The 22,976-nt window shown below is 43.8% G+C and carries 18 protein-coding genes; 7 read left to right on the top strand and 11 right to left on the bottom strand.

Annotation, left to right across the window (positions count from 1 at the left end):
- Nucleotides 1-402 precede the first annotated feature (402 nt).
- Together CLV51_RS14820 and CLV51_RS14825 are read right to left on the bottom strand one after the other, a co-directional pair.
- A complete protein-coding gene (locus CLV51_RS14820) occupies nt 403-3,936 on the bottom strand; it encodes a T9SS type B sorting domain-containing protein (RefSeq protein WP_158267029.1) in 3,534 nt (1,177 codons plus the stop codon).
- A 274-nt stretch (nt 3,937-4,210) separates the two neighbouring features.
- Nucleotides 4,211-5,425, bottom strand: coding sequence for a family 16 glycosylhydrolase (locus tag CLV51_RS14825; protein WP_211302014.1), 1,215 nt, complete (start codon nt 5,423-5,425; stop codon nt 4,211-4,213).
- 267 nt (nt 5,426-5,692) lie between these two features.
- Here CLV51_RS14825 and CLV51_RS14830 point away from each other — a divergent pair, with 267 nt between their 5' ends.
- Complete coding sequence (locus CLV51_RS14830; RefSeq protein ID WP_106528851.1) at nt 5,693-6,934, top strand: multidrug effflux MFS transporter; 1,242 nt, start codon at nt 5,693-5,695, stop codon at nt 6,932-6,934.
- Here CLV51_RS14830 and CLV51_RS14835 read toward each other — a convergent pair.
- Together CLV51_RS14835 and CLV51_RS14840 are read right to left on the bottom strand one after the other, a co-directional pair.
- The gene (locus CLV51_RS14835; protein ID WP_106528852.1) at nt 6,931-7,656 is read right to left on the bottom strand and encodes an SDR family oxidoreductase; all 726 of its coding nucleotides are present in this window, start codon (nt 7,654-7,656) and stop codon (nt 6,931-6,933) included. The two genes, CLV51_RS14830 and CLV51_RS14835, sit on opposite strands and share 4 nt — an antisense overlap.
- A 72-nt stretch (nt 7,657-7,728) precedes the next feature.
- Nucleotides 7,729-8,310, bottom strand: coding sequence for a Crp/Fnr family transcriptional regulator (locus CLV51_RS14840; protein WP_106528853.1), 582 nt, complete (start codon nt 8,308-8,310; stop codon nt 7,729-7,731).
- A 94-nt stretch (nt 8,311-8,404) separates the two neighbouring features.
- On the opposite strand from CLV51_RS14840, the gene CLV51_RS14845 reads away from it, so the two are divergent.
- The 3 genes from CLV51_RS14845 (at nt 8,405) to CLV51_RS14855 (ending at nt 11,207) form a co-directional block, all read left to right on the top strand.
- Nucleotides 8,405-9,472: a serine hydrolase domain-containing protein gene (locus CLV51_RS14845; RefSeq protein ID WP_106528854.1), complete on the top strand. Its 1,068-nt coding sequence runs from the start codon at nt 8,405-8,407 to the stop codon at nt 9,470-9,472.
- A gap of 39 nt (nt 9,473-9,511) precedes the next feature.
- Nucleotides 9,512-9,853, top strand: coding sequence for a TfoX/Sxy family protein (locus CLV51_RS14850; protein WP_106528855.1), 342 nt, complete (start codon nt 9,512-9,514; stop codon nt 9,851-9,853).
- A gap of 118 nt (nt 9,854-9,971) precedes the next feature.
- The gene (locus CLV51_RS14855; RefSeq protein ID WP_106528856.1) at nt 9,972-11,207 is read left to right on the top strand and encodes a cation:proton antiporter; all 1,236 of its coding nucleotides are present in this window, start codon (nt 9,972-9,974) and stop codon (nt 11,205-11,207) included.
- A 334-nt stretch (nt 11,208-11,541) separates the two neighbouring features.
- Here the strand turns inward: CLV51_RS14855 and CLV51_RS14860 are convergent, their stop codons facing one another.
- Nucleotides 11,542-13,698, bottom strand: a complete 2,157-nt coding sequence (locus CLV51_RS14860) for a glycoside hydrolase family 3 protein (protein WP_106528857.1) — start codon at nt 13,696-13,698, stop codon at nt 11,542-11,544.
- A gap of 147 nt (nt 13,699-13,845) precedes the next feature.
- On the opposite strand from CLV51_RS14860, the gene CLV51_RS14865 reads away from it, so the two are divergent.
- Together CLV51_RS14865 and fusA are read left to right on the top strand one after the other, a co-directional pair.
- Nucleotides 13,846-14,967: an aminotransferase class V-fold PLP-dependent enzyme gene (locus CLV51_RS14865; protein ID WP_106528858.1), complete on the top strand. Its 1,122-nt coding sequence runs from the start codon at nt 13,846-13,848 to the stop codon at nt 14,965-14,967.
- A gap of 559 nt (nt 14,968-15,526) precedes the next feature.
- Nucleotides 15,527-17,602, top strand: a complete 2,076-nt coding sequence (gene fusA, locus CLV51_RS14870; protein WP_106528859.1) for an elongation factor G — start codon at nt 15,527-15,529, stop codon at nt 17,600-17,602.
- A gap of 52 nt (nt 17,603-17,654) precedes the next feature.
- Here the strand turns inward: fusA and CLV51_RS14875 are convergent, their stop codons facing one another.
- The 6 genes from CLV51_RS14875 to dusB all read right to left on the bottom strand — a co-directional run bounded on the left by CLV51_RS14875 (nt 17,655) and on the right by dusB (nt 21,369).
- The gene (locus tag CLV51_RS14875) at nt 17,655-18,299 is read right to left on the bottom strand and encodes a hypothetical protein (protein ID WP_106528860.1); all 645 of its coding nucleotides are present in this window, start codon (nt 18,297-18,299) and stop codon (nt 17,655-17,657) included.
- 8 nt (nt 18,300-18,307) lie between these two features.
- Nucleotides 18,308-18,814: an RNA polymerase sigma factor gene (locus CLV51_RS14880; RefSeq protein WP_106528861.1), complete on the bottom strand. Its 507-nt coding sequence runs from the start codon at nt 18,812-18,814 to the stop codon at nt 18,308-18,310.
- Nucleotides 18,815-18,972: 158 nt separating this feature from the next.
- Nucleotides 18,973-19,359 carry a type II toxin-antitoxin system VapC family toxin gene (locus CLV51_RS14885; protein WP_106528862.1) on the bottom strand — a complete coding sequence of 129 codons (387 nt, stop codon included), beginning with the start codon at nt 19,357-19,359 and terminating at the stop codon, nt 18,973-18,975.
- Nucleotides 19,359-19,562: a type II toxin-antitoxin system VapB family antitoxin gene (vapB, locus tag CLV51_RS14890; protein ID WP_106528863.1), complete on the bottom strand. Its 204-nt coding sequence runs from the start codon at nt 19,560-19,562 to the stop codon at nt 19,359-19,361. Before vapB ends, CLV51_RS14885 begins: the two co-directional genes overlap by 1 nt.
- 64 nt (nt 19,563-19,626) lie before the next feature.
- Nucleotides 19,627-20,220 (bottom strand): nuclear transport factor 2 family protein, encoded by a 594-nt coding sequence (locus tag CLV51_RS14895; protein ID WP_106528864.1) that lies wholly within the window; start codon nt 20,218-20,220, stop codon nt 19,627-19,629.
- A 111-nt stretch (nt 20,221-20,331) separates the two neighbouring features.
- On the bottom strand, nt 20,332-21,369 hold the full coding sequence (gene dusB / locus CLV51_RS14900) for a tRNA dihydrouridine synthase DusB (RefSeq protein WP_106528865.1): 1,038 nt from the start codon (nt 21,367-21,369) through the stop codon (nt 20,332-20,334).
- Nucleotides 21,370-21,566: 197 nt separating this feature from the next.
- Between dusB and CLV51_RS14905 the strand changes: the two genes are divergently transcribed.
- The gene (locus CLV51_RS14905; RefSeq protein ID WP_106528866.1) at nt 21,567-22,949 is read left to right on the top strand and encodes a mercuric reductase; all 1,383 of its coding nucleotides are present in this window, start codon (nt 21,567-21,569) and stop codon (nt 22,947-22,949) included.
- Nucleotides 22,950-22,976: the final 27 nt, after the last annotated feature.

The raw sequence follows: 22,976 nt of genomic DNA on the forward strand, positions 1-22,976 counted from the left end.
CGAACGGCCGCGAAGATAAAGAATTTGTCTTACTCCCGATTAGGCTGATTATACTGATTACCCTGATTTTTTTATTTTGATTTTAAAAAGATTAGAGAAGATCTAAGCGGGTATTTATCTGAACCAGGATTTTTAGGATTGAATGGATTATCTTGATGGGTGCCGAAGATCTTAGCGGAAATATTCGCTTATATCTTCCAAACAAAATAACATAACACCCATCAAGATAATCCATTCAATCCTAAAAATCCTGGTTCAGATAAATACCCGCTTAGATCTTCTCTAATCTTTTTAAAATCAAAATAAAAAAATCGGGGTAATCAGTATAATCAGCCTAATCGGGAGTAAGACAATTTGCATTGAGAACCGGCTTTCTTTTTATATTAATTGCTCCAAATAGTTTTAGCGGATCAACGTCACTGCACCCTTGATCAGCTGCGTACTGCCATCCAGCAATTCTACCGTAGCAAAATATACATAGGTACCCATTGGTGCAGGAGCCCCTTTCACATTGCCGTCCCAGCCAAAGCTTCTATCGTTTGCAGGTGTGTTATGCGCTTCAAATACTTTATTGCCTACCCGGTTAAAGATGGTAAAATCCCGCAACAGTTTGATATCCCAGCTACCTATCACATAAAACCAATCATTCTGTCCGTCGCCGTTTGGTGTAAAAGCATTAGGCATGGTTACCCCGAAATTGGTAAACGTTTTAATGTATACGGAAGCTGTATCTGTACAATAGTATTCATTAGTTGCCATAACAATATACTTCATGGAAGAAGTGGCTGCTGCAAGAGGATTAGGGCAGTTAAAGCACGACAACCCATCCTGCGGCGTCCAGGCATAGGCCGAAGCCCGGCCTCCATTCACCCGCGAATATAAGCCTACAGTGGCTGGTCGTGGCAGCTCAATCCAGGAACGATCCAGCGACACCGTGAAAGGTGTATACACAGCAGGTCCCAGGTTATTTGCGTAATTGGTTTCATCTATCACAAAGCCATTTTTACTGTTTACCACCGCTACAATCTCATTGCTTCGTGGCGCGGATACTACGTGCGTAAATTCCTGGCAAACACCTGCTGTTACAGGCGTATAAAACAATGGAGATAATAATTGTGATTTTTCATTGGCAGGATCCCCGTTGAAAAAAGAAACCGGCAACCTGGCATGAATGCTATCATAACCATTATTTGTGCAGATACTGAATTTCACGAGTACATGATCATTATCGTAGCAATTAGTTTGCAGCAGCCGGATAGTAAAGTCCGGTGGAAAAATGCGTACATATTGCTGATCCTTTAACACACAACCATATTTATTAGTAAGCTGTACACCTACAAAAGCACTGTCCAGCATAGACGCCCTGGGTACAGCGCATTTATTGCAGCTCAACGTATAGGCGATATCGTTTTGCCATAGTATATCGGTGGGGGTAAACGTAGAAATACTGTAGTACAAAGGGAAAGTCGCTTTCCGGAATACAACAGTGTCTTTCGGAAAAACAGACAATACCGGCGTCACATAATTCCATACAAACGTATTGTTAGCACGATTCGCTTCATTCAAACCTGTTTCCGGTGCATGAATGGTGGGATCTTTATTTACAATGGCAAATACATTACCGGTAGTGGTATGTTTGATATAACTACCATAGGCAACGCAGTTACCGATACTGGACATCGGTGTCACAAAACCCGTTCCCAGCAAGGCCGCTGAGGGATCAGCCGGTGCTCTGTCAAAAAAGTCCACTGATAACTGCGCCGGAATATTTCCTTTGGCATATAAATTACACAGGGAGAAATCAATATGTAAACTATCCCCTTTGGCACAATCCACATTTTTCATTGTTACTGTATAATCATCTACCACAGGTATATGCAAAGTAGCAATAGTACTGTCATAACAGGCATTCTGCGTGTATCCCATTACCCTTACAGTAGCAACGGTATCTTTTCTGTAAGGTGCGGTAAAAGTAGCGTTCACACAATTCGTACAATCCAGGTAAGGAGAAGCATCCCAGACGGCACTTTGAACATTACCGTTGGCTCCAACTGGTTTCAATACTACCTGTTGTTGCGGCGTAAGAGTGTAGTCCGCAGGAGTCAGTGCTACTTTAAATTTAAAACTGTTTTTAATACTGATGTTGTTACCATAGGCACTCTCTTCCAGGCCGGTATTAGGCAGCACTAAAGGCAGCGTAGTGCCGTTATCGTTCAGTACCACGGCCAGGGTATCAATACCAGCGCGACCTACATCTACAGTTGCAGTATACAGCGCGCTGGAACATTTTCCAGAAAGATCAGCAGGCAATGGCCATATCCCTCCTACCCTTTTGGTACCGGCTTTACGGGGATCTCCATCATAAAATGCGATGGGGGTATTTTTAGGAATGGTATGATAACCGAAGTTGTGGAAGTACAGCGATACCTTCACTTTCGTCTGCTGATAACATTCTATTTTGGTTACATAAACGGCACCATCCGCAGTAGCATCATCAACCGTGATTTGCACCGCATTGGTAGTATCAAAACAATGACCATCGGTAGCGGCTAAACGAACATGGTAGATACCAGGAATCTTAAAAATGTATTTCAGTTGTTCCACCGTACTTACTTCCTGTTCTGCCATCCCCTTATCATTACTCATGAGCCAACTCCAGCTGGTAGCATTGCGGGAGCGATTGTTAAACAATACACTATCCAGTTCAATTCCATCCTTAGCAGCTATTTTTCTTTTGCTGGGCCAGAAACGTGCTACTACGCCACAACTCACAGGCACCATATCATTAGCCGTTGCATGACAGCCAGTCACGGTATTGGTTACACGAAGAATGATTTCATAATTCTTTTTTGCGGTTACTGTCAGCAGCAGTGTGGGTGTATTACCTTTCGATACGCCGTCTACCAACCATTCATAGGCATTTCCGCCGGTACTGGTGCTGGTAAAAGTAACTGCATCCCCTACTACAGGATAATCCAGACTGCGTGTAAAAGAGGCGGTGATATTGTCCGGACAAGGGCTATTACATACGGTGCTTGCCAGCATACCTGTTAACGCTACATCAATGAAATTATGCATCCGCTCTGCCTGTCCGGCAGTAAAGCCAAGGATGCAACCGGTGCCCTGTCCATAATCCATGAAGTTATCCGGCAGATCCGGCACATCTGTGGTAAAGCCCGAAAGCGTATCTGTGCTGCATGAATTCTGGGGCATGCTACAGGCATATCCACCGGTGATAGTTCTTTCCGGAGGCGTATCACATACCTTATCTCCATCTACCAGGCAGTCATTATTTTTACAGTCCAGCGCACCAAAAGTATGCAGTAAGCTGAGATAGTGCCCCATTTCATGCGCCACTAAACTCACGCCAAGACCTGCTACCACTATATCCCCGCCTGCACTGGCATAACCACCCATTTTCAGGCGGGTCCAGACACCACATTCGAAGGCCTGCATGTATTCCGACTTAATATCCTTTACTACCCATATATTGATATAACGACTGCCATCCCATTTACCCAGGGCCGTAAGATTACCCCCTTCCATCTCGTTATCAAAATCTTCTAAATAAGAATGCGTTCTGACGATACCGGTAGTTTTGCCGCCATCGGGAGCAGTTTTCGCCAAACAGAACTGAATTTTTGTATCAAAGCGGCCGCCACTAAAAGCACCCGTTGTTGCATAGGCATCATTCAGTTCTTTAAGGGCCTGTATAATGGCTACATCAGGGAAGGCGGTCGGGTCCTGATTGATAATATGAAATACTACCGGCAGTGTTACCAATGTAGGCACAGTACTGGCAGCACCGGGAGCGGTGATGTATTTCTTTTTCAGTATCGCATTATTGATCGCTTGTTCCCTTGCCAGATAAGAGGCATCTTTCCGCCACTGCTGCTCCAATATATCTGTACCACAGGGCCGCACCGTGGCAGGCATTCCCTCCTGTGCTTTTACTAAAACAGGAAATAGCTGGCATAGTAGGCATAGCAATATTAACGCGCTTAGATTTTTCGGGACTGGCATGTGCATTGAAGACAGATAAAATGTAACAGTCGCAAATATATAACCATTTTTATTCATTAGTTAATACCCCGTACATTAAATTATTCAGTTATTTTGAATGAGGTATTGTTTAAGCATGATAGTGGATCACCAAACAAAAAGGCCGGCTGTAAAAAACAGCCAGCCCTATCCATCACCCTATGCTATATTAATACCTGAATGCCTCCCAACCGGAGATAGTGGCGCGATTGCAGGTCATTGCCTGCGTTCCGTTTTCACACGAAACATACTTACCATTATTTCCGCGGAGCGATATAGAGCCATCGGCATTAACGATCCAGTCAAATTTTTCCCAGTCGCCCACGCTGGTACGGTTACACGTAATAGGACTCGCCCCGTTTTCGGATGATACATATTTACCCTGGCTGAGCAGTGCTATTTTGCCACCACCGGCATCTACCACCGTAAATTGTTCCCATGCCTGGGCAACAGTACGCGTACAGGTCATCGGCTGCGTGCCGTTCTCACTACTTACAAAAGCATTATTGAAACCTTTCAGCGTAATGGTACTACCAATAGGTGCAGTACTACCACCATTGGTAATGGAATAAACTCTTACATAATCCACATACATACTGGCAGGGAGTTTACTTTCATCCACCGTTTGACCCGGGAAATCGCCACCCACCGCCAGGTTCAGGATAATGAAGAAGGGATTATGAAACGCACCGGTGCCATTGATACTATTCAGGATATTAGCGGTGGCATATAGGTTACCATCCACATACCAGCGGATCGCACTGGCATCCCACTCCACTGCATAGACGTGATAATCTGTAATAGTAGTGCTGGTAGTACCACCATAAGATACATGCCCGTTTACATACCAGTGAATAGTGCCGTAAATGGTATTGCTGGTATTTACCTGTTCCATAATATCTATCTCACCGCATTGGGGCCATCCTACTGAGCCAATGTTATTGCCCAGCATCCAGAAGGCAGGCCATAAACCCTGTCCGGATGCGAGTTTGATACGGGCTTCAATCCGTCCGTATTGCGTGGTAAAATGTCCCGCCGTATTCATACGGGCAGATGTATACAGCTGTCCGCCTACACTTTGTTTCCTGGCAGTGATCACCAGATTACCATTGCTTACACTGGCATTGGAAGATTGATAGTATTGTCTTTCATTATTGACACCGGGGCCGGTTTCGAAAGACCAATTAGACGTGTTTACACTACTGCCGTCAAATTCATCAGACCATATCAGCTGATAGGTAGCTGCTGCCTGCGTTGCTACAGCAGCAGGTTTGCCATTCAGGGGTTGCAGGGTGTCTGTTTGTTTAACATCTTTTTTACAGGAGATGACAGCGGCGATTAACAGGAACATGCCTGCGCCAAAAAACAGGAGTTTTGTTTTCATGGAATTTACAATGATTAAAGGTGAACAATGAACGGTGATGGATCAACGTGGAACTATTTTTTTCAGGAGAAATAAAGTTGGGGGTTATTTAACAGGAGGCAAAATTTGGGAGTACATCAAAAGTACATCAAGGGTAAATTAGTTGCATTATTGCTGCTGAAAAAGGCACCTCCCCAACCCCTCCTTGTTATTATCTTTCCATTACCTGCTTTCGGAAGCGAAATGGATGCTATACTTTTGCAGTATAAATTATAAAGCAAGATTACATTGACGAACGAACTCACCCGGGCCAAATATTTTTCTCTTATTCTGATATTGGGTACGCTAACCGCTTTAGGACCATTTTCCATTGACATGTACCTGCCCGGATTTCCAGCGATAGGTAAGGATTTGGGAGTAGACCCCACCAGGGTTGCACTTTCATTATCCAGCTTTTTTATTGGCATATCCGCCGGACAGTTGCTGTATGGTCCGCTGCTGGACCGTTTTGGCAGAAAAAAACCTTTGTACATCGGACTCGTACTTTACATTATATCTTCTGCGGGATGCATGTATGTATCTACACTTAACAGCCTGATTATCCTCCGGTTCATTCAGGCCATCGGCAGCTGCGCCGCCGCAGTAGCCGCCGTAGCTATGGTACGCGACCTTTTCCCTGTAAAGGAAAATGCCAAAGTATTTGCATTGCTGATGCTGGTGGTAGGCACCTCTCCCATGATAGCCCCTACAGTAGGTAGTTACGTGACCAGTGCCTTCGGCTGGCACATGGTTTTCCTGATCCTGGGCATGATGGGTGCATTGATCCTGCTGGCCACCATCCTGTGGTTGCCGGAAAGTTATAAGCCGGATACCAGTTTATCATTGAAGCCAAGACCTATTATTACTAATTTCCTCGCAGTAGTGAGTGAACCGCAGTTTTATACATATGCTTTTACAGGCGCCATATCGTTTTCCGGATTGTTTGCCTATGTGTCTGCCTCCCCACTGGTTTTCATGGACATCTATAAACTAAGCGACAAAGCCTATGGATGGGTTTTTGCCTTTTTATCAATTGGATTGATAGGGTCCAGCCAGGTAAACAGCTGGTTGCTAAAACATTTCAAGAGCCAGGAAATAGTGCCGGTAGCGTTGATGAGTCAAACCATCATCGGTCTTATTTTTATTGTATGTGCCTGGAATAACTGGCTGTCGCTGGCAGGCATTATTGCGTTGCTCTTTGCATTTCTCTGTTGCATGGGTTGCATCAATCCAAATACATCAGCCTTGTGTCTGGCACCGTTCAGTAAAAATGCCGGGAGTGCTTCCGCACTCATGGGTGCGCTGCAAATGGGAATCGGTTCACTGGCATCGGCAGTAGTAAGTTTGTATGATACACATACCGCCACTCCAATGGCTGTTACCATGTGTGGTTCTTCGCTACTGGCACTGATCATTTTATTATTGGGTCGCAGAAAAACCGGCAGCGCATTAACTGCTGCCGGTAAAGATGGTGCCGTACTGGTACATTAAACCAGTACGGCACCGCCGTCTACTACAATCACCTGTCCGGTACTGAATCCTTCCCGCATCAGGTATAAATAGGTTTGTGCAATATCTGCTACCTCGCCTACACGGCGCACCGGTAAAGCATTGCCAATATTTTGATATATCGCTTCACGCTCAGCAACCGGAATATCTGCCCATAAATCTGTTTTAACAACACCGGGAGATACTGCATTTACGCGGATAGGCGCCAACTCTACTGCCAATGCGCGGGTGAGTGATTCCATGGCACCACAAATACTGGCTCCTGCTGCCCAACCCGCCTGTGGCCGTGCACCGGCAATACCGGTAGTTAATACCACGGAGCCGCCAGGTAATATATGTTTACTGCCATACTTCACTGCATTCCATGTACCTAAAAAACGTAAGTGAAATGCTGCCTGCACATCGCTGCTGCTGATATCTTCCAGCTTTCCCAACAGCAGCCTGTCGCCAGCTGTAAACACCAGGTGATCGAAAGATCCTGTTCCCTGAAAAAAATCACGCACTGCTGCTTCATTACCCAGGTCAACGGCGTACCCCTGCGCGCTTTCCGGCAATGTAGCCAATGCCTTATCTATTCTTTCCTGATTGCTGGAAACAATAATTACGTCTGCTCCTTCGCTGGCGGCTGCATTGGCCGTAGCCAGGCCAATACCTGCACTGCCACCCAGTATTATTACTCTCTTACCTGTTAAATGCGTACTCATAACGAATTGTTTTTTATGCGTACAAAATTCGTCAGGAGTAAGGAGTGCACATTTAACAAATGGTAAAAAACATCAGGGGAGAAAATTTTTTCTGATCCTGCTGAGAGATTGTTGTGTAATTCCCAGGTACGAAGCTACATCGCTCAAAGACACGCGCAGCGCAATGTCTGGCTGATGCATTAAAAAATGACGGTAACGGGTGGTAGCATCCTGCCCCATATAAGTATTGCGTGTATTAATTTTATCCAGCAGTGCCTGCTGTACAATTCCACCAATCAACTCTTTGAGATAAGGCAGCTTTTCGTATAGCCCTGTCAGTTGCTCTTTTGTCAATACAATCACAGCTGTATCACAGGCGGCAGCTATGCCTTCCTTAGCAGGAATGTTATTGGTGAAACTATCGAGAATAGTACAAAACTTATTTTCTTTGAGAAAGAACAAAACAATATCATTCCCCTCTTCTGTACGTTTTACGATGCGCAGCACACCTTTGCACACAAAAAACATTTCTTTGGCGATCTTACCTTCCCGTAATAATTCCGTGCCCTCCTTTATTGTGCGTACACTCAATGCAGCTTGAATCATGTCCCAATCTGCTGCCGGAATCGGGCGGAATAATTGTAAATAATTATACAGCGGCAATACTGATTTCATATAAAAATAGAATTTTAATGGTAGCTCCCGGTTGCTACAATATAGGTTTGAAATTTGAGAATACTAACCAGGTCATCTATCTTTAATATTTTTTATGAAGATACCCACACTGGCACTTACCTTTTGCCTGCTCATCTCTCTTACTACCCGCGGACAACAATTCAGGGCTTTAGCTGACAGCATCCGGCAAACGTATCATATACCTGCGTTGGGCTATGCCGTGGTATCTGCAGACAGCATACTGGAGATACAGATGCTGGGAGATAAAAAACTGCATACACCCGCTACCCTCAACGACAGGTTCCGGATTGGCTCCAACACCAAAGCTATCACGGCTATGGTAGCAGCATTGCTGGTAAAAAAAGGAGCTATTAAATGGGATACTAAATTTTTCGCCCTTTATCCGGAACTGCAATCACAGAGCAATCCTGCGTATTATAACATTACGCTGTTACAGGCACTCACCTTCCGCAATAAACTGCCGCACTACACCTACACCAACGAAGCTCCCACTGCGGCGCAAATCAAGGGCAATGAAGCACAACAACGATATGCATTTGCCGCCTGGATACTGGCACAGCCACCGGTAACTGATACTGCGGAGATTAACTTCTCCAATGCCGGGTATTCTCTCGCCGGACTGATGCTGGAAAAGGTATCGCATAAAACATACAAACAACTGATCCGGGAACTGGGTAAGCAGTTGCACATTAGCTTCAGATTCGGCAACCCTAATTACCCGGACAGTACACAAACATGGGGACATGATAGAAACGGGCAGCCAGCACCACCTGCTAACAATTATAAACTAAACTGGCTGCTGGCAGCAGGTAATATCAATGTTAGCCTGCCCGGCTATACACGCTTTATTCAATTACAACTAAAGGGACTGGCGGGAAAATCTGATCTGCTCACAGCAGCCGAATTTTCATTCCTTCATTATGGCCTTCCCACCTTTGCTGCCGGCTGGTTTTGGCAATACAATGAAGCCAATCACCTGGTATCTCAAAACACAGGCAATCCCGGCACATTTATTACTGAAGTACATATTATAAAAGAAGCTGACAGGGCCTATATCTTCTTCACCAATGTGCAACGGGATGATGTTTACGAGGGACTAACAATCCTCAGAGAGGCGCTTGAAAAGCAATACGGCAATTAGCAGGAAGTTGTATCTTTAGTACATCCAAAAAAATACTATATGGCCCACAACGAACAACTGGCTGACCGCGTGCGCGAAATACTTGCGGCATCGACTCACGCAATAGAAGAAAAGAAAATGTTTGGCGGCTTATGTTTTATGGTCAATGATAAAATGTGTGTCGGCGTTCGTGCAAACAATATGATGGTAAGGATAGACCCTGCTAAAACTGAGCAGGCACTGGAAGAAGAAGGATGTGAGCCTATGATACATGGTGGTAAACAAATGCCTGGTTTTGTTTTTGTAGATGAAGCTGCACTGCACACTAAAAAGCAATTGCAACATTGGCTTAAAATGGCATTGGAATACAACCCGCTTGCCAAGCCTTCCAAAAAAAAATAATGTCCTGTTGCTGATCGATCAATGATTTGCTACATTTTTTCTATCTTTAAAGCCCTTGAAAATTATTGCAGCATCATTTTGGAACCTGATTGCTTAACCGGCATTATTCGATTGGCTTATGGATACATTTACACTTATAACGGCTTTAGTTACTATTAGTTCATTAATTGCTTACATCAATAACCGTTTCATTAAACTGCCCGGAACAATAGGCGTGATCGTGGTTTCACTGCTTTTATCTGTGCTGATATTATTGACCGGTAAAATTTTCCCCAACGCTTATACCTTCATAAAAGACCTTACCAGCGGTATAGATTTTACAGGAACATTGCTGGACGTTATGTTAGGCTTCCTGCTCTTTGCCAGCGCACTGCATTTCGATTTCAACAAGCTCAAAGAACAACGATATCCTGTGCTGGTATTAAGCACGGTGGGAGTTATTGGCTCTACCTTTATTTTCGGTTTTCTCCTGTATTGGGCCACCGAACTATTACATATTGATCTGCCGCTGATCTATTGTTTGCTCTTCGGTGCACTCATCTCACCTACTGATCCGGTGGCGGTGTTGTCTATCCTGAAAAAAACCAAAGTACCACCGGCACTGGAAACGATCATCGGCGGAGAGTCGCTGCTGAATGATGGTACAGGCATTTTGTTGTTTGTTATTATAAAAGAAGTAGCCGGGCAAACAGATACACATGTTTCCCTCTCGTACGCAGCAGCCTTGTTTTCACAGGAAGTATTCGGTGGTATTATGCTGGGTGTAATCTCTGCCATAGTAGCTTACCGAACAATGAAACGCGTAGATGATTTCCAGATTATTGTGATGGTATCCTTATCTATGGTGATGGTAATATCTGTGCTGGGAGCCATATTACACGTATCTATTCCACTGGCAGCCGTTTCTGCCGGATTGATCCTGGGAAATACTTCATTGGGTACCAAACAGTCGGCAGACATGCAACATTATTTTCATAACGTATGGCGCCTGATCGATGAACTATTGAACACCATTTTATTTGTGATGATAGGCCTGCAAATTGTGATCATGCCGTTCCTCAAAAACTACTGGCTCACCGGCTTATTAGCTACCGTATTCGTATTAATAGCCAGGGCATTGAGTATCACCATTCCGGCAGTTGTATTAAAACGTTCCTTAAGAACCAACTATAAAAGCATTACTATACTGGTGTGGGCAGGATTACGTGGGGGCATCTCCGTTGCACTGGCGTTGTCTTTACCGGAATCTCCGTACAAGGAAACTATTCTCTCCGCCAGTTATTTTGTGGTGCTGTTCTCTATCATTGCGCAGGGGCTTACGCTAAAGAAGGTGGTGGAAAGGTTACAAAGGTAATAGTCTTTCTCCCGATTAGGCTGATTATACTGATTACCCTGATTATATTTTTTTGATTTTAAAAAGATTAGCGAAGATAAAAGCGGGTATTGTCTGAACCAGGATTTTTAGGATTGAATGGATTACCTTGATGGGTGTTATGTTGTTTTTTATCTGGAAGATATTAACGAATATCTACGCTTTGATCTTCGGCACCCATCAGGGTAATCCATTCAATCCTAAAAATCCTGGTTCAGACAATACCCGCTTTTATCTTCGCTAATCTTTTTAAAATCAAAAAAATATAATCAGGGTAATCAGTATAATCAGCCTAATCGGGAGAAAGACTATTATTTTACTCAACATTTACCTCCCTTATCAGCTCAAAATCCGCAGAACTCTTTCCTACATTGATTTTGTAGCTTCCCTTATATAACTTCCATGTATGTTCCTGCAGATCCCATTTTTGTAAGTCCGTTACCGGGATCTCCAGTTGCACCACTGCTTTTCCATCTTTCTGAATATGAACACGCTTAAAAGCTTTTAACTCTTTCAATGGCATCCGTTCCGCAACAGGATAAGTAATGTATGCCTGCACTACTTCATCACCATCATAGTTACCGGTATTTTTCACGTCAATGGCCATACGAATAGTATCATTGATGCTGTAATCTTTGGCAGGCGCTTGTTGCCATGCATAATCAAATTTCGTATAGCTAAGACCGTAGCCAAAAGGATAAGCTGCTTTCCCTTTAAAATAACGGTAGGTACGGTTTTTCATGCTGTAGTCCTTATAATCCGGTAAATCCTTTAGCGATTGATAAAAGGTAACAGGCAGGCGCCCTGCGGGTGAATATTTTCCGAAGATGATATCCGCGAGTGCGTTACCACCTTGTTCTCCGGGGTACCAGGCCAGTATAACAGCATCCGCATAAGGTGCAATGGCTGCCACATCTACCGCACTACCCGCAGTGATCACAGCGATAATAGGTTTTTTATGTGCTTCCCGGAGTTTCTTCATAAACAATATCTGCGAACGGGGAAGGCTCAACGAATTTCTATCGCCACCGGAGCCGGAAAGAAAGGCATCTCCTTCTTCTCCTTCCAGCAAAGGTGTTAAGCCGATCACCGCTACCGTAACATCGCAGTTCTGAGACGCCCATATGCCACCAAAATGCAACGTATCCGTAAAGTCGCAGCCCTGGTCATATTGCATAGCCATACCTGGTCCGGCTGCTTTTGCCAATCCGGCTGCAAACGTAACCATATTGCCGGATACCCCGTGATAATTGCCCATCAAGGCTTCCAGCGAGGCGGAATTAGAACCGGCAACGAGCATAGACGCATATTTTTCCTGCTGCAATGGCAACACACCATCGTTCTTCAGCAATATCATGCTCTCTCTCGCCGCATCACGGGCCAATTGGGCATGATAGCTGTTGTTTACACTATCGCCGGCATAGCTGCTGTATTGACTCGCAGAGGGATCATTAAACAACCCCAGTTTCATTTGCGTACGCAAGCTGGCACTCAGCGCACTATCTACATCGGCATTGGTAAGCCACCCTTTTTTAATAGCACTCAGCACATCATCCTGCAGAATATTGGCGCAGTCGAGGTTTACGCCGGCTTTGATCGCTGCAACGGCTACCTCTTCCCGTGTAGGAATCGCTTTATGTCTTAACCAGATATCATCCAGCGCCCAGCAATCAGTAACTACCTGCCCGCCAAATTTCCATTCATGACGCAGAATGTCCTGCAGCAGCGTGTTACCCGTGCAGCAAGGCTGACTGTTTACCCGGTTATAAGCGCACATGATAGATTCCACTTTATCATCTACCATCCTTTTAAAAGCATAGAGATATGTTTCACGCAGGTCTTTTTCATCGATGATGGCATTAAAACTATGGCGATCCGCTTCCGGTCCGCTGTGCACTGCAAAATGTTTGGCACAGGCGGCGGTCTTCAACATACCCGGTTCATCTCCCTGCAAACCCTGTACAAAAGCACCGGCCATAGTAGCCGTCAGGTAAGGATCTTCACCATATGTTTCCTGCCCGCGGCCCCAGCGGGGATCGCGGAAAATATTAACGTTAGGTGTCCAGAAGTTAAGGCCCATGTATTGTACATGCCGGTTCAACTGTGTAGCCATATTGTATTTTGCACGGGCCTCTGTAGCAATGGTGTTGGCTACTTCTTTGGCCAGTGGCGCGTTAAAGGAGGCAGAAAGACCGATAGCCTGAGGAAACACCGTAGCTTCACCACCGCGGGCAATACCATGCAACGCTTCATTCCACCAGTTATAGGCAGGAATATGCAAACGGTCTATAGCCGGACTGTTATACCCCAGCAATGAAATCTTTTCTTTCAACGTAAGGGTATGCAACAGATCATTCACCCGCTCATTAACAGGAGCGCCTGCTTGTCTGAATAAAGCGGGTTGCTGCGCGGTAGCCTTAATGGCAAATAAAAATGTAATTGAACAGATAATGAGATTCCGTTTTCTCCACATACTAAAACCTTGATTTGTAAATGAAATACGTCCTTGTAGAACCGCAAGTTATTACATAAAAGACAGAATCTCCGCTCCCCCCTCCTTCTATGGTTTATATTGTGTATTATAGTGAAGAAAATAATAAAATAGTATAACTTTCCGCATATGAATAAATGGGAAAAAATAAGGGCAGATTACCCGGTTTTCAACAACTATGTTTATCTGTGCACCAATGGCGGCGGGCCTGTGAGCACCCCCCTGGTACAAAAAGCAAATGAACTGCTAACGGAACTAAGCGAAAAAGGCAGGATGGTAATGCCCGGATGGGATAATAAAGCAAAAGATACGCGCACCTTACTGGCGGAGATGATCCATGCAAAGGCCAGTGAAATAGCGTTTATTACCAGCACCGCACATGCTATGACCATGCTGTACAGTATGTTTCCAAAGCATTATGAAATCATCACCATGCATGATGAATTCCCCACCAGCTTTGTGGGCTGGATACATAATGGCCACACCGTGCATCTGGTAAATAGTGATCCTACCGGTCATATTTCTGTAGCTGATATTGCCGCACAAATAACCCCTGCCACTAAAATACTGATCACCAGCCACGTGATGTTCAGAACCGGCTTCCGGCAAGACCTGAAACGTATAGGTGAATTATGCAAACAACATGGCCTTATTCATATAGTGGATGCTACACAATCTTTTGGTGTAAACCACCTGGATGTACAGGAATTCAATATTGATATCCTCATCTTCCACGCCTACAAATGGGTAACAGCAGGATATGGGATTGGTGCTATGTACGTATCGCAAAAGCTGTTGGATCAATACCAGCCAAAGGTAATGAGCTGGTACAATGTGGATTATTCAACAGCGGATTTTCATTCTGTAAAAGACTACACACAGTTTACACCAAAGAAAGATGCATTGGTATTTGAAACAGGTACGCCTCCCTTTATTAATATCCTCTTACTGCGTGAAGCCTTGCAATACCTGCATCGTATAGGCATTCCCGATATCGAAGCATATGTGCAGACGCTGATCAGCTATCTTGCTGAAAAAGCCGAAAAACATAACATCAAGCTATTATCGGACTTTTCGCCAGCACACCGTTCTGCCATTCAACGACTGGATATTACGCCTGCGCAATTTGTACAGGTACAACAAAATAATATTGAAGCGAGGTATAAAAATAATCAGCTCACTATTGCGCTGAGTTTTTATAATAATAAAGAAGATATAGATAAATTATTTGATTGTCTTGCTCAGGATTAGGCTGATTATACTGATTATTCTGATTTTATTTTTTAAATCTTCCAAAATCAAAATAAAATCAGAATAATCAGTATAATCAGCCTAATCGGGAGAAAGACAAAAATCGCGTGCTTTCCTTTAACAAATTATCTTTTTAAATATAATTGCCGTATCTTTGCATCGCAATTTCATCAACACATGAACAACATCCTTACATATCAGACAAGCATCAACGCAAATACTGTTATCAGAGCGGTAATTGCAAGCACATGCATTGTCTTTATTCAAAACGGGGAGGCAGATCCATCCCGGATATGAGAGGTTAATATATAACTCCTGAAATCTTTTCAAGGGCCTCTTCATCCGAAGAGGCCCTTTTTATTTGTCTCCCCCACTACCCTGACAATTTACCATCATAAAACGATAACAATGAACTGCAACAGGAAATTTTTAATTAAATCATTGTCAATTGCATATACACGGCTGGTCCGGTAATGTCAGGCATCTTGTTGCATGTAGCAAAGACCTCTCATTACCCAATGAGAGGTCTTTTTTTATTTCTTTTTTAAACAATAATTATATGAAACGCTTAGCGGATTTTAGAAATATAGGTATCATGGCTCACGTAGACGCAGGGAAAACTACCCTGACAGAACGCATGCTGTACTTCACCGGCATTACACACAAACTGGGTAACGTGGACGAGGGAAATACCGTGATGGACAGTGACCCACAGGAAGAAAAAAGAGGTATCACTATTTCATCTGCAGCGATTACTACCTATTGGAAACATAATAACAATACCTGGCAGGTAAATATTATTGATACGCCCGGCCACGTGGATTTCACAGCGGAAGTAGAACGATCATTGCGTGTATTGGATAGTGCAATAGCGGTATTCTGCGCCCGCTCCGGTGTACAGCCGCAATCAGAAACAGTATGGCATCAGGCGAATCATTATAATATACCCCGTATTGTGTTCATTAATAAAATGGACCGGCAGGGCGCCGACTTTCAACGTGTTGTGAAAGAGATACGGCAACGGCTAAACGCTAATGTATTACCGGTACAATTGCCCATTGGCGCAGAAGATACTTTTACGGGTGTGGTAGATCTCATAAAAATGAAAGCATTGGTATGGAACAGTGAAGATGGTAAAACATATGACGAACTGGAAATCCCTGCAGACATGCAAACAGTGGCCCGTGAAGGACGTAATTATCTGCTGGAAGAATTATCATTACTGGATGAGTCCTTGCTGAATAAATACACCGCTGATCCGGACAGCATCACGGCAGATGACATATACACCGCCTTACGCGGTGCTACCATCCGCATGGAAGCAGTGCCGGTACTCGCAGGTGCAGCGTATAAAAACAAGGGCATACAACCCCTGCTCGACGCAGTGGTTACGTATCTCCCTGCTCCTGTGGATATTCCGCAGGTAAGCGCCATGGATCCGTTAACAGATGAACCGGTGATGATCAATACCAACGAAACAGCGCCGCTGGCGGGTCTTGCTTTCAAAATCATCACAGATGATTACGTAGGGAAGTTAACGTTAGTACGTATCTATGCCGGCACTCTGAAAAGTGGCGACACCCTCTGGAACAGCCGTACTGGCCGTAAAGTAAGGATCAGCCGTTTGATGCGTATCATGTCCGATAAATATGAAACGATAGATGAAATCAGTGCAGGCGACATCGGCGCGGTGGTAGGTTTAAAAGATGTAAAAACCGGCGATACATTGTCGCATCCGGACCATCCGCTTTTACTGGAAAAGATCAGCTTCCCGGAACCAATGATCGGCTACGCGATAGAAGCAAAATCAGCAAAGGATTCGGACAAACTGGGCGAAGCCCTGGCGCGCCTGCTGGAGGAAGATCCTACGCTGAGTGTAGCCGTAGACACGGCCACTGGTCAAACCATCCTGAAAGGAATGGGCGAACTGCACCTGGAAGTGGTATTGGAAAAACTGTCGGCAGAACATCACCTGGAAGTAAACAGAGGGAAACCACAGATTGCCTACAAGGAAATATTCACGAAAGCCATTACCCACCGCGAGGTGTACAAAAAACAAAATGGCGGCTCCGGCAATTTTGCAAACATCGAATTTGAAATATCGCCACGGGAAGATGATGTAGCCGGACTGGAATTCATCAACGAAATAAAAGGTGGATCCATTCCTAAAGAGTTCATCCCTGCTATCAGCAAAGGCTTTGAGGCCGCCATGCATAATGGTGCCCTGGCAGGTTACCCGGTGAAATCTATGCGGGTACGGTTACTGGATGGAGCCATCCATCCTACTGATTCGCACGCATTGGATTTTGAACATGCCGCTATCATCGGATTCAAAAACAGCGCTACCAAAGCAGCGCCACGTTTACTGGAACCATGGATGAAAGTGGAAGTCACCATGCCGGAAGAATATACCGGTATCCTGACAGGTGATCTGAACAGACGTCGTGGTATCATTAAACATATGGAAATGAATGCGCAGGTGCAGGAGATCACTGCACAGGTGCCGTTGGCGGAATTATTCGGTTATATAACGGTGTTGCGTACACTCTCTTCGGGAAGAGCCTCAGCTTCATTAACGTTTGATGGGTACCAGACCGTTCCTGATAGTATTGCGAAAGAGATCCTGGCTAAATAAAAAAAATGCTCCGGTGATTTACCGGAGCATTTTTTATTTATTTAAAAATTTCTCATCCCACTTCTTTTTTAAAATCATCTATTTCTTTCAGAAACTCCCGGGCTTTCGCAATTGATTTTCCGCCATCATTCCATAGCAAAGCTTTTACCCATTTTTTATCTTTGTTTTTGAAAGATATATTCCGGTATAACCAAAGCGCCAGAAAAGTGAGGGCACCGGTGATAGTGATCTGAATAACCCAGTAAAGCGTTCCCCCATGGGTGATCATATAATTTGGGATAAAAAAGATAGAATAACCGGGCATAGACAACCACATTACACGCATAAACTTAATAGCAGACACCTGCAATATGGCCAGCTGTTCCTGTGTTTCGGTGATGCTGGCGCTGTAGTTGATACTATTAATCAGCCGGATCTGCTGAATATACCCTATCATAGCAATGATACTGAAAACAATGCTCGATAAGGCACCTACGGCAAAGAAAAACTGGTGCCAGCCGTGATACAAAAGAAATCCTACAAAGAGCACCCAAAAGACACCTAATACTACCGCAATAGTGCTAAACCGCACCAATGGCCGGAAAGATAACCGCACCTGCTGCGACTGTATCATTTCAATTATATGAAGGTTCACTTTCATGGATTTATCCAACCTGGCATCATAGGCCTGCCAGATGGCTTTTAAATCTGCTTCCATGGTATTGTTTATTTATGGTTTGAAAAATTTTGTTTTAACCGGGCTTTTAACCGGCTTAGCTTTGTAGCCACATTCGTTTCTGTGATACCGAGGATCTCTCCTATTTCGCGGTAACTTTTTTCTTCCAGGTAAAGGATCATCAATGCCCTGTCCAGCTCATTAAACTGATTTATATATTGCTGTAATAAACTGATCTGCTCTTCTATCTCTTCCACCGGCTCCTCCACCTCTTCTATTGCTATCAAATGCTCCGTCACAGGCACAGTCCTGTTACTGCTTTTCCCCTTCCGGTAAAAGGAGATAGCCACATTTAACGCAATGCGATACATCCAGGTGGTAAACTTATAATCTGCATTATAGGAAGAAGATGATTTCCATAGCTGGTAAATAATCTCCTGTGCCAGATCCTCGCGGGCATACTGGTTATAGCAATAGGAGGTGCATATCTTAAAAATAATACGCCTGTTCTCCTGTATTAGCTGTAAAAATGCTGCTTTATCCGGTATAGTGTTCATTGAATGCGGGTAATGTCTTGCTATATTATTCGCAAAGCGGGGCAGATAATCACAGGTAAGATAGATTTTTTTATAGGGTGAGAAAAATGCAATCTAATAGGGGTGAGATAAAAGAGAAGTCTTATAGTAGCGTCACTATAAGGCTTCCATTCATAAAATCAATTCCAGAGTATTCTACTGGTGTAGCTTCCAAAGTTTTCGTCCTTACTTACAATAGTAAAATGCTCAACAATACCCTGCGCTAATATAATTCTGTCAAATGGATCTCTATGATGCCATTCAAGGGAAAGGAGTTTTTGTATATGACTAAAAGTAATAGGCAAGATTTCAATATCGTTATCTTCAAGAATTTCAATTATTTTATTAAAATCTGATTTCAATTCAAGTTTTTTCAGACTAATCTTGATGGCCATTTCCCATATACTGCCAATACTGAGATAACATTTATTATTAACATTTTTTATAGCGGCAACTACCTTTGGTGGGAGCGAATCATCACCAGCCACAAACCAGATAAAAGCATGCGTGTCCAGCAGTAATTGCATTATTGATAATCTTTAAAATCATCAATTGGTGCATCAAAATCAGCCGAAACTTTAAAAAAACCTTTGGCATACCCAAATTTTCTTTCTTTCAGGTTCTTCTTTGATCTTGATTTCTGCTTCAGAAACTCAACAAAATCTTTTACCTCTTTCTTAAGATCTGCCGGTAAAGAAGAGATTTGTGTATACAATTGAATATCTGTCATATTCGTCTGATTTTTACTTTTTATTCATCTTTCAAATATAAACAAAATCTCTCGCATTTATAATTCACCGCACCTTCACACTATCCTCCCGCACATCCTGGTAAAACTGCTTTACCAGCCTGCTGTCCGGCAGTGAATTGAGTACCGCAATAAACCATTTACCTCCCTTCTGCACTACTTTGCCTTTGTAATATCCCATAGACATTAGCTGAATCTGTCCTGTGGTCAGATCTGTCCATAGCCAGGCACTATACATGCTTACTTTCACCGTATCATCTGCACCCGGGAAAAACTGCATATTGGTAATCATGTGCCGGGTCTGATAATGTGTATCCTTAATGCTTTTCTGCAATTCACCTATTTTAGCAGACCAGTTCTGCTTGCCTTTCAATTTCACACCATCTATTTCACCACGAATGCTGTCATCCATATACTCCAGGCATTTATCCAGTGCACCATTATCGAAGTGCTCACAAAAACTGAGTACCACTTTTTCAATATGCTGCTGATCTCTATAACGGATACCGCTATACGAATTACTGTCAGGCAAAACAGTACTGCTTTTTAGCAAAGGATTTTGTTTGGGAGATGAATTACAGGAAATGATCCATAAAAAACTGCAGATAAGTACTGCGACTGGAAGAGTAGGTTTGAGCATCAGGCGAATTTTATGATATAACAAAACATATGCATAATATGTTTTAATATATCATAAAATTTCACCAGCGCGATGGAGTTTCCTACGGGAGATATTTTTACAGATAATTACCTATAATGGGCAGTTCTGATGATAATCAATCAGTTCAATAGGAGCATTAGCTAACTCAATGCCTTTATAATAAGCTTCAATTTCATCCAATACTTCTTCTACTTCTTCAACTGTTTTCATTATTACCAGGCGGCTGCGGAATTGTTTGATATCAGGCAGTCCTTTGAGATAATTAGCATAACAACCACGCATTTCATTGATCCCCTGTACAGGTCCCTTCCATTCTACAGATAAACGCAGGTGTTTTTTGCTCACAGCAATACGCTCTTCCAGCGTGGGTCCTGCCATGATTTCACCGGTTTGCACATAATGTTTGATCTCACGGAATAGCCATGGGTAGCCAATTACAGCGCGACCTATCATAATACCATCAACACCATAGCGGTTCTTATATTCCAGGGCTTTCTGCGGACTATTAATATCTCCATTACCAAAAATGGGAATATGTATACGGGGATTGTTCTTTACTTTGGCAATCAGCGACCAGTCAGCTTCGCCTTTGTACATCTGGCAACGGGTACGTCCGTGAATGGCCAGTGCTTTGATGCCTACATCCTGCAGACGTTCTGCCACTTCTTCAATATTTTTGGAATCTTCATCCCAGCCCAGTCTCGTTTTCACGGTAACAGGCAGTTTAGTAGCCTTTACACAGGCATCTGTCAGCCGTACCATCAGGTCCAGATCCTTCAATACGCCTGCTCCTGCTCCTTTTCCGGCCACCTTTTTTACAGGGCATCCAAAGTTGATGTCCAGCAAATCGGGATTGGTAACATCTACTATCTTTGCAGCCATCGCCAAGCTGTCCTCATCTCCACCAAATATCTGAATACCAACAGGACGTTCGTACTCAAAAATATCCAGTTTCCTCCTGCATTTAATCGCATCCCGGATCAACCCTTCGCTTGAAATAAATTCAGTATACATCAGGTCGGCCCCCGCGTCCTTGCAGATAGCGCGGAACGGAGGATCGCTCACATCTTCCATTGGTGCCAGCAGCAATGGAAAATCGGGTAGCGTTATGTTGTCAATCTTTACCAAAGTCAATAATTTTTTCCGGAAACCGCAAAGATAATGCAATTAAAAATTACGAATTGCGAATTGCGAATTACGAATTACGGTTATCCGCGAAGATCTTCCCGTTGATCCGTAATTCGCAATTCGTAATTCGTAATTTTTAAATATATTTATTATCCTCCCGGGCATAATATTTGGCCCCGCTCTTTAAAGATGTCAATATGGAAAAATTTGACGCTATTGTAATTGGTTCCGGTCAGGGTGGTACACCCCTGGCAAAAAAACTGGCGAAAAAAGGATGGAAAACAGCCATCATTGAACAACGGTACCTCGGTGGCACCTGCATCAATGACGGATGTACACCCACCAAAGCCATGATAGCCTGCGCTAAAGTGGCCAACACCATTGCCCACAGCAAAACCTGGGGCATTCATAACAATGGATACACCATTGATCTCCCTTATATTGTGGCAAGAAAAAATGATATCGTTGAGCAATTCCGGAACGGTACGGCAAAAGGCCTGGAAAGTACGGAAGGTGTAACGGTCATCTTTGGCAGCGCCGCTTTCAGCGGTCATAAAACCATCCGGGTAGCCCTGCACAATGGCGGCAAAAGCACACTCACCGCAGAACATATCTTTATCAATACCGGCGCTACGCCATTAATACCACCCATACCAGGGCTCTCAGATGTGCCCTACCTCACCTCCACTACTATGCTCGATGAAATTGCTGTACCAAAGGACCTCATCATCCTGGGCGGCAGTTATATTGCATTGGAAATGGGGCAACTCTATCAGCGTTTAGGCAGTAACGTTATGATCATCGAAACAGCACCACAACTGGTATCAAAGGAAGATGCAGATGTAGCGGCTGTAATAAAAAAATTCATGGAAGCGGAAGGCACCAGGGTATTTACCGGCACCACCGCAGAACGCATCTCTAAAACACCTGCCGGCATCGCTGTAGATATTATCACCGGCACCCGTAAAACAACACTAACGGGATCACATATACTGATAGCTACCGGTCGCAAGTCACAATCTGCTGCTTTACAATTAGCTAACACAAATGTAATAACAGATGAAAAAGGGTTTATACAGGTAAATGATCGCCTGGAAACCAGCGCACCGGGCATCTACGCTATCGGTGATGTAAAAGGCGGGCCGGCATTCACACATATCTCTTACAATGATCATCTCATCATCTATAAAAATTTGTTTGAAAATGCTAACTTGTCGATCAAATCAAGGCAAGTGCCCTATTGTATGTTTACTGACCCTCAACTGGGTCGCATAGGCATTACAGAAAAAGAAGCGCTAAAAGACGGTATTCCTGTGAAAATAGCTTGCCTGGGTATGGATAAAATAGCAAGAGCCATAGAAACGGGGCAAACAACAGGTTTCATGAAAGCCATTGTACACGCAAATACCGACGTGCTGCTAGGTGCCGCTATCATTGGCACCGAAGGTGGAGAAACAATGTCTATCCTGCAAATGGCCATGTTAGGAGGTATAACGGCCATGCAGATACGGGAAATGATCTTTGCACATCCGTTGTACGCAGAGTCACTAAATAATCTTTTTATGACATTGGAAAAATAGCCGTCAATCTGAGTATATTTTTCCCCA

It is taken from the genome of Chitinophaga niastensis (genome assembly GCF_003014755.1).
In the GTDB taxonomy this organism is placed as follows: Bacteria; Bacteroidota; Bacteroidia; order Chitinophagales; family Chitinophagaceae; genus Chitinophaga; species Chitinophaga niastensis.

Coding starts and splice junctions, on each gene's coding strand:
- CLV51_RS14820 (WP_158267029.1), bottom strand. CDS start 3,936: ATGCCTGCCACGGTGCGGCCCTGTGGTACAGATATATTGGAGCAGCAG.
- CLV51_RS14825 (WP_211302014.1), bottom strand. CDS start 5,425: ATGAAAACAAAACTCCTGTTTTTTGGCGCAGGCATGTTCCTGTTAATC.
- CLV51_RS14835 (WP_106528852.1), bottom strand. CDS start 7,656: ATGAGTACGCATTTAACAGGTAAGAGAGTAATAATACTGGGTGGCAGT.
- CLV51_RS14840 (WP_106528853.1), bottom strand. CDS start 8,310: ATGAAATCAGTATTGCCGCTGTATAATTATTTACAATTATTCCGCCCG.
- CLV51_RS14845 (WP_106528854.1), top strand. CDS start 8,405: ATGAAGATACCCACACTGGCACTTACCTTTTGCCTGCTCATCTCTCTT.
- CLV51_RS14850 (WP_106528855.1), top strand. CDS start 9,512: ATGGCCCACAACGAACAACTGGCTGACCGCGTGCGCGAAATACTTGCG.
- CLV51_RS14855 (WP_106528856.1), top strand. CDS start 9,972: ATGGATACATTTACACTTATAACGGCTTTAGTTACTATTAGTTCATTA.
- CLV51_RS14860 (WP_106528857.1), bottom strand. CDS start 13,698: ATGTGGAGAAAACGGAATCTCATTATCTGTTCAATTACATTTTTATTT.
- CLV51_RS14865 (WP_106528858.1), top strand. CDS start 13,846: ATGAATAAATGGGAAAAAATAAGGGCAGATTACCCGGTTTTCAACAAC.
- fusA (WP_106528859.1), top strand. CDS start 15,527: ATGAAACGCTTAGCGGATTTTAGAAATATAGGTATCATGGCTCACGTA.
- CLV51_RS14875 (WP_106528860.1), bottom strand. CDS start 18,299: ATGGAAGCAGATTTAAAAGCCATCTGGCAGGCCTATGATGCCAGGTTG.
- CLV51_RS14880 (WP_106528861.1), bottom strand. CDS start 18,814: ATGAACACTATACCGGATAAAGCAGCATTTTTACAGCTAATACAGGAG.
- CLV51_RS14885 (WP_106528862.1), bottom strand. CDS start 19,359: ATGCAATTACTGCTGGACACGCATGCTTTTATCTGGTTTGTGGCTGGT.
- vapB (WP_106528863.1), bottom strand. CDS start 19,562: ATGACAGATATTCAATTGTATACACAAATCTCTTCTTTACCGGCAGAT.
- CLV51_RS14895 (WP_106528864.1), bottom strand. CDS start 20,220: ATGCTCAAACCTACTCTTCCAGTCGCAGTACTTATCTGCAGTTTTTTA.
- CLV51_RS14905 (WP_106528866.1), top strand. CDS start 21,567: ATGGAAAAATTTGACGCTATTGTAATTGGTTCCGGTCAGGGTGGTACA.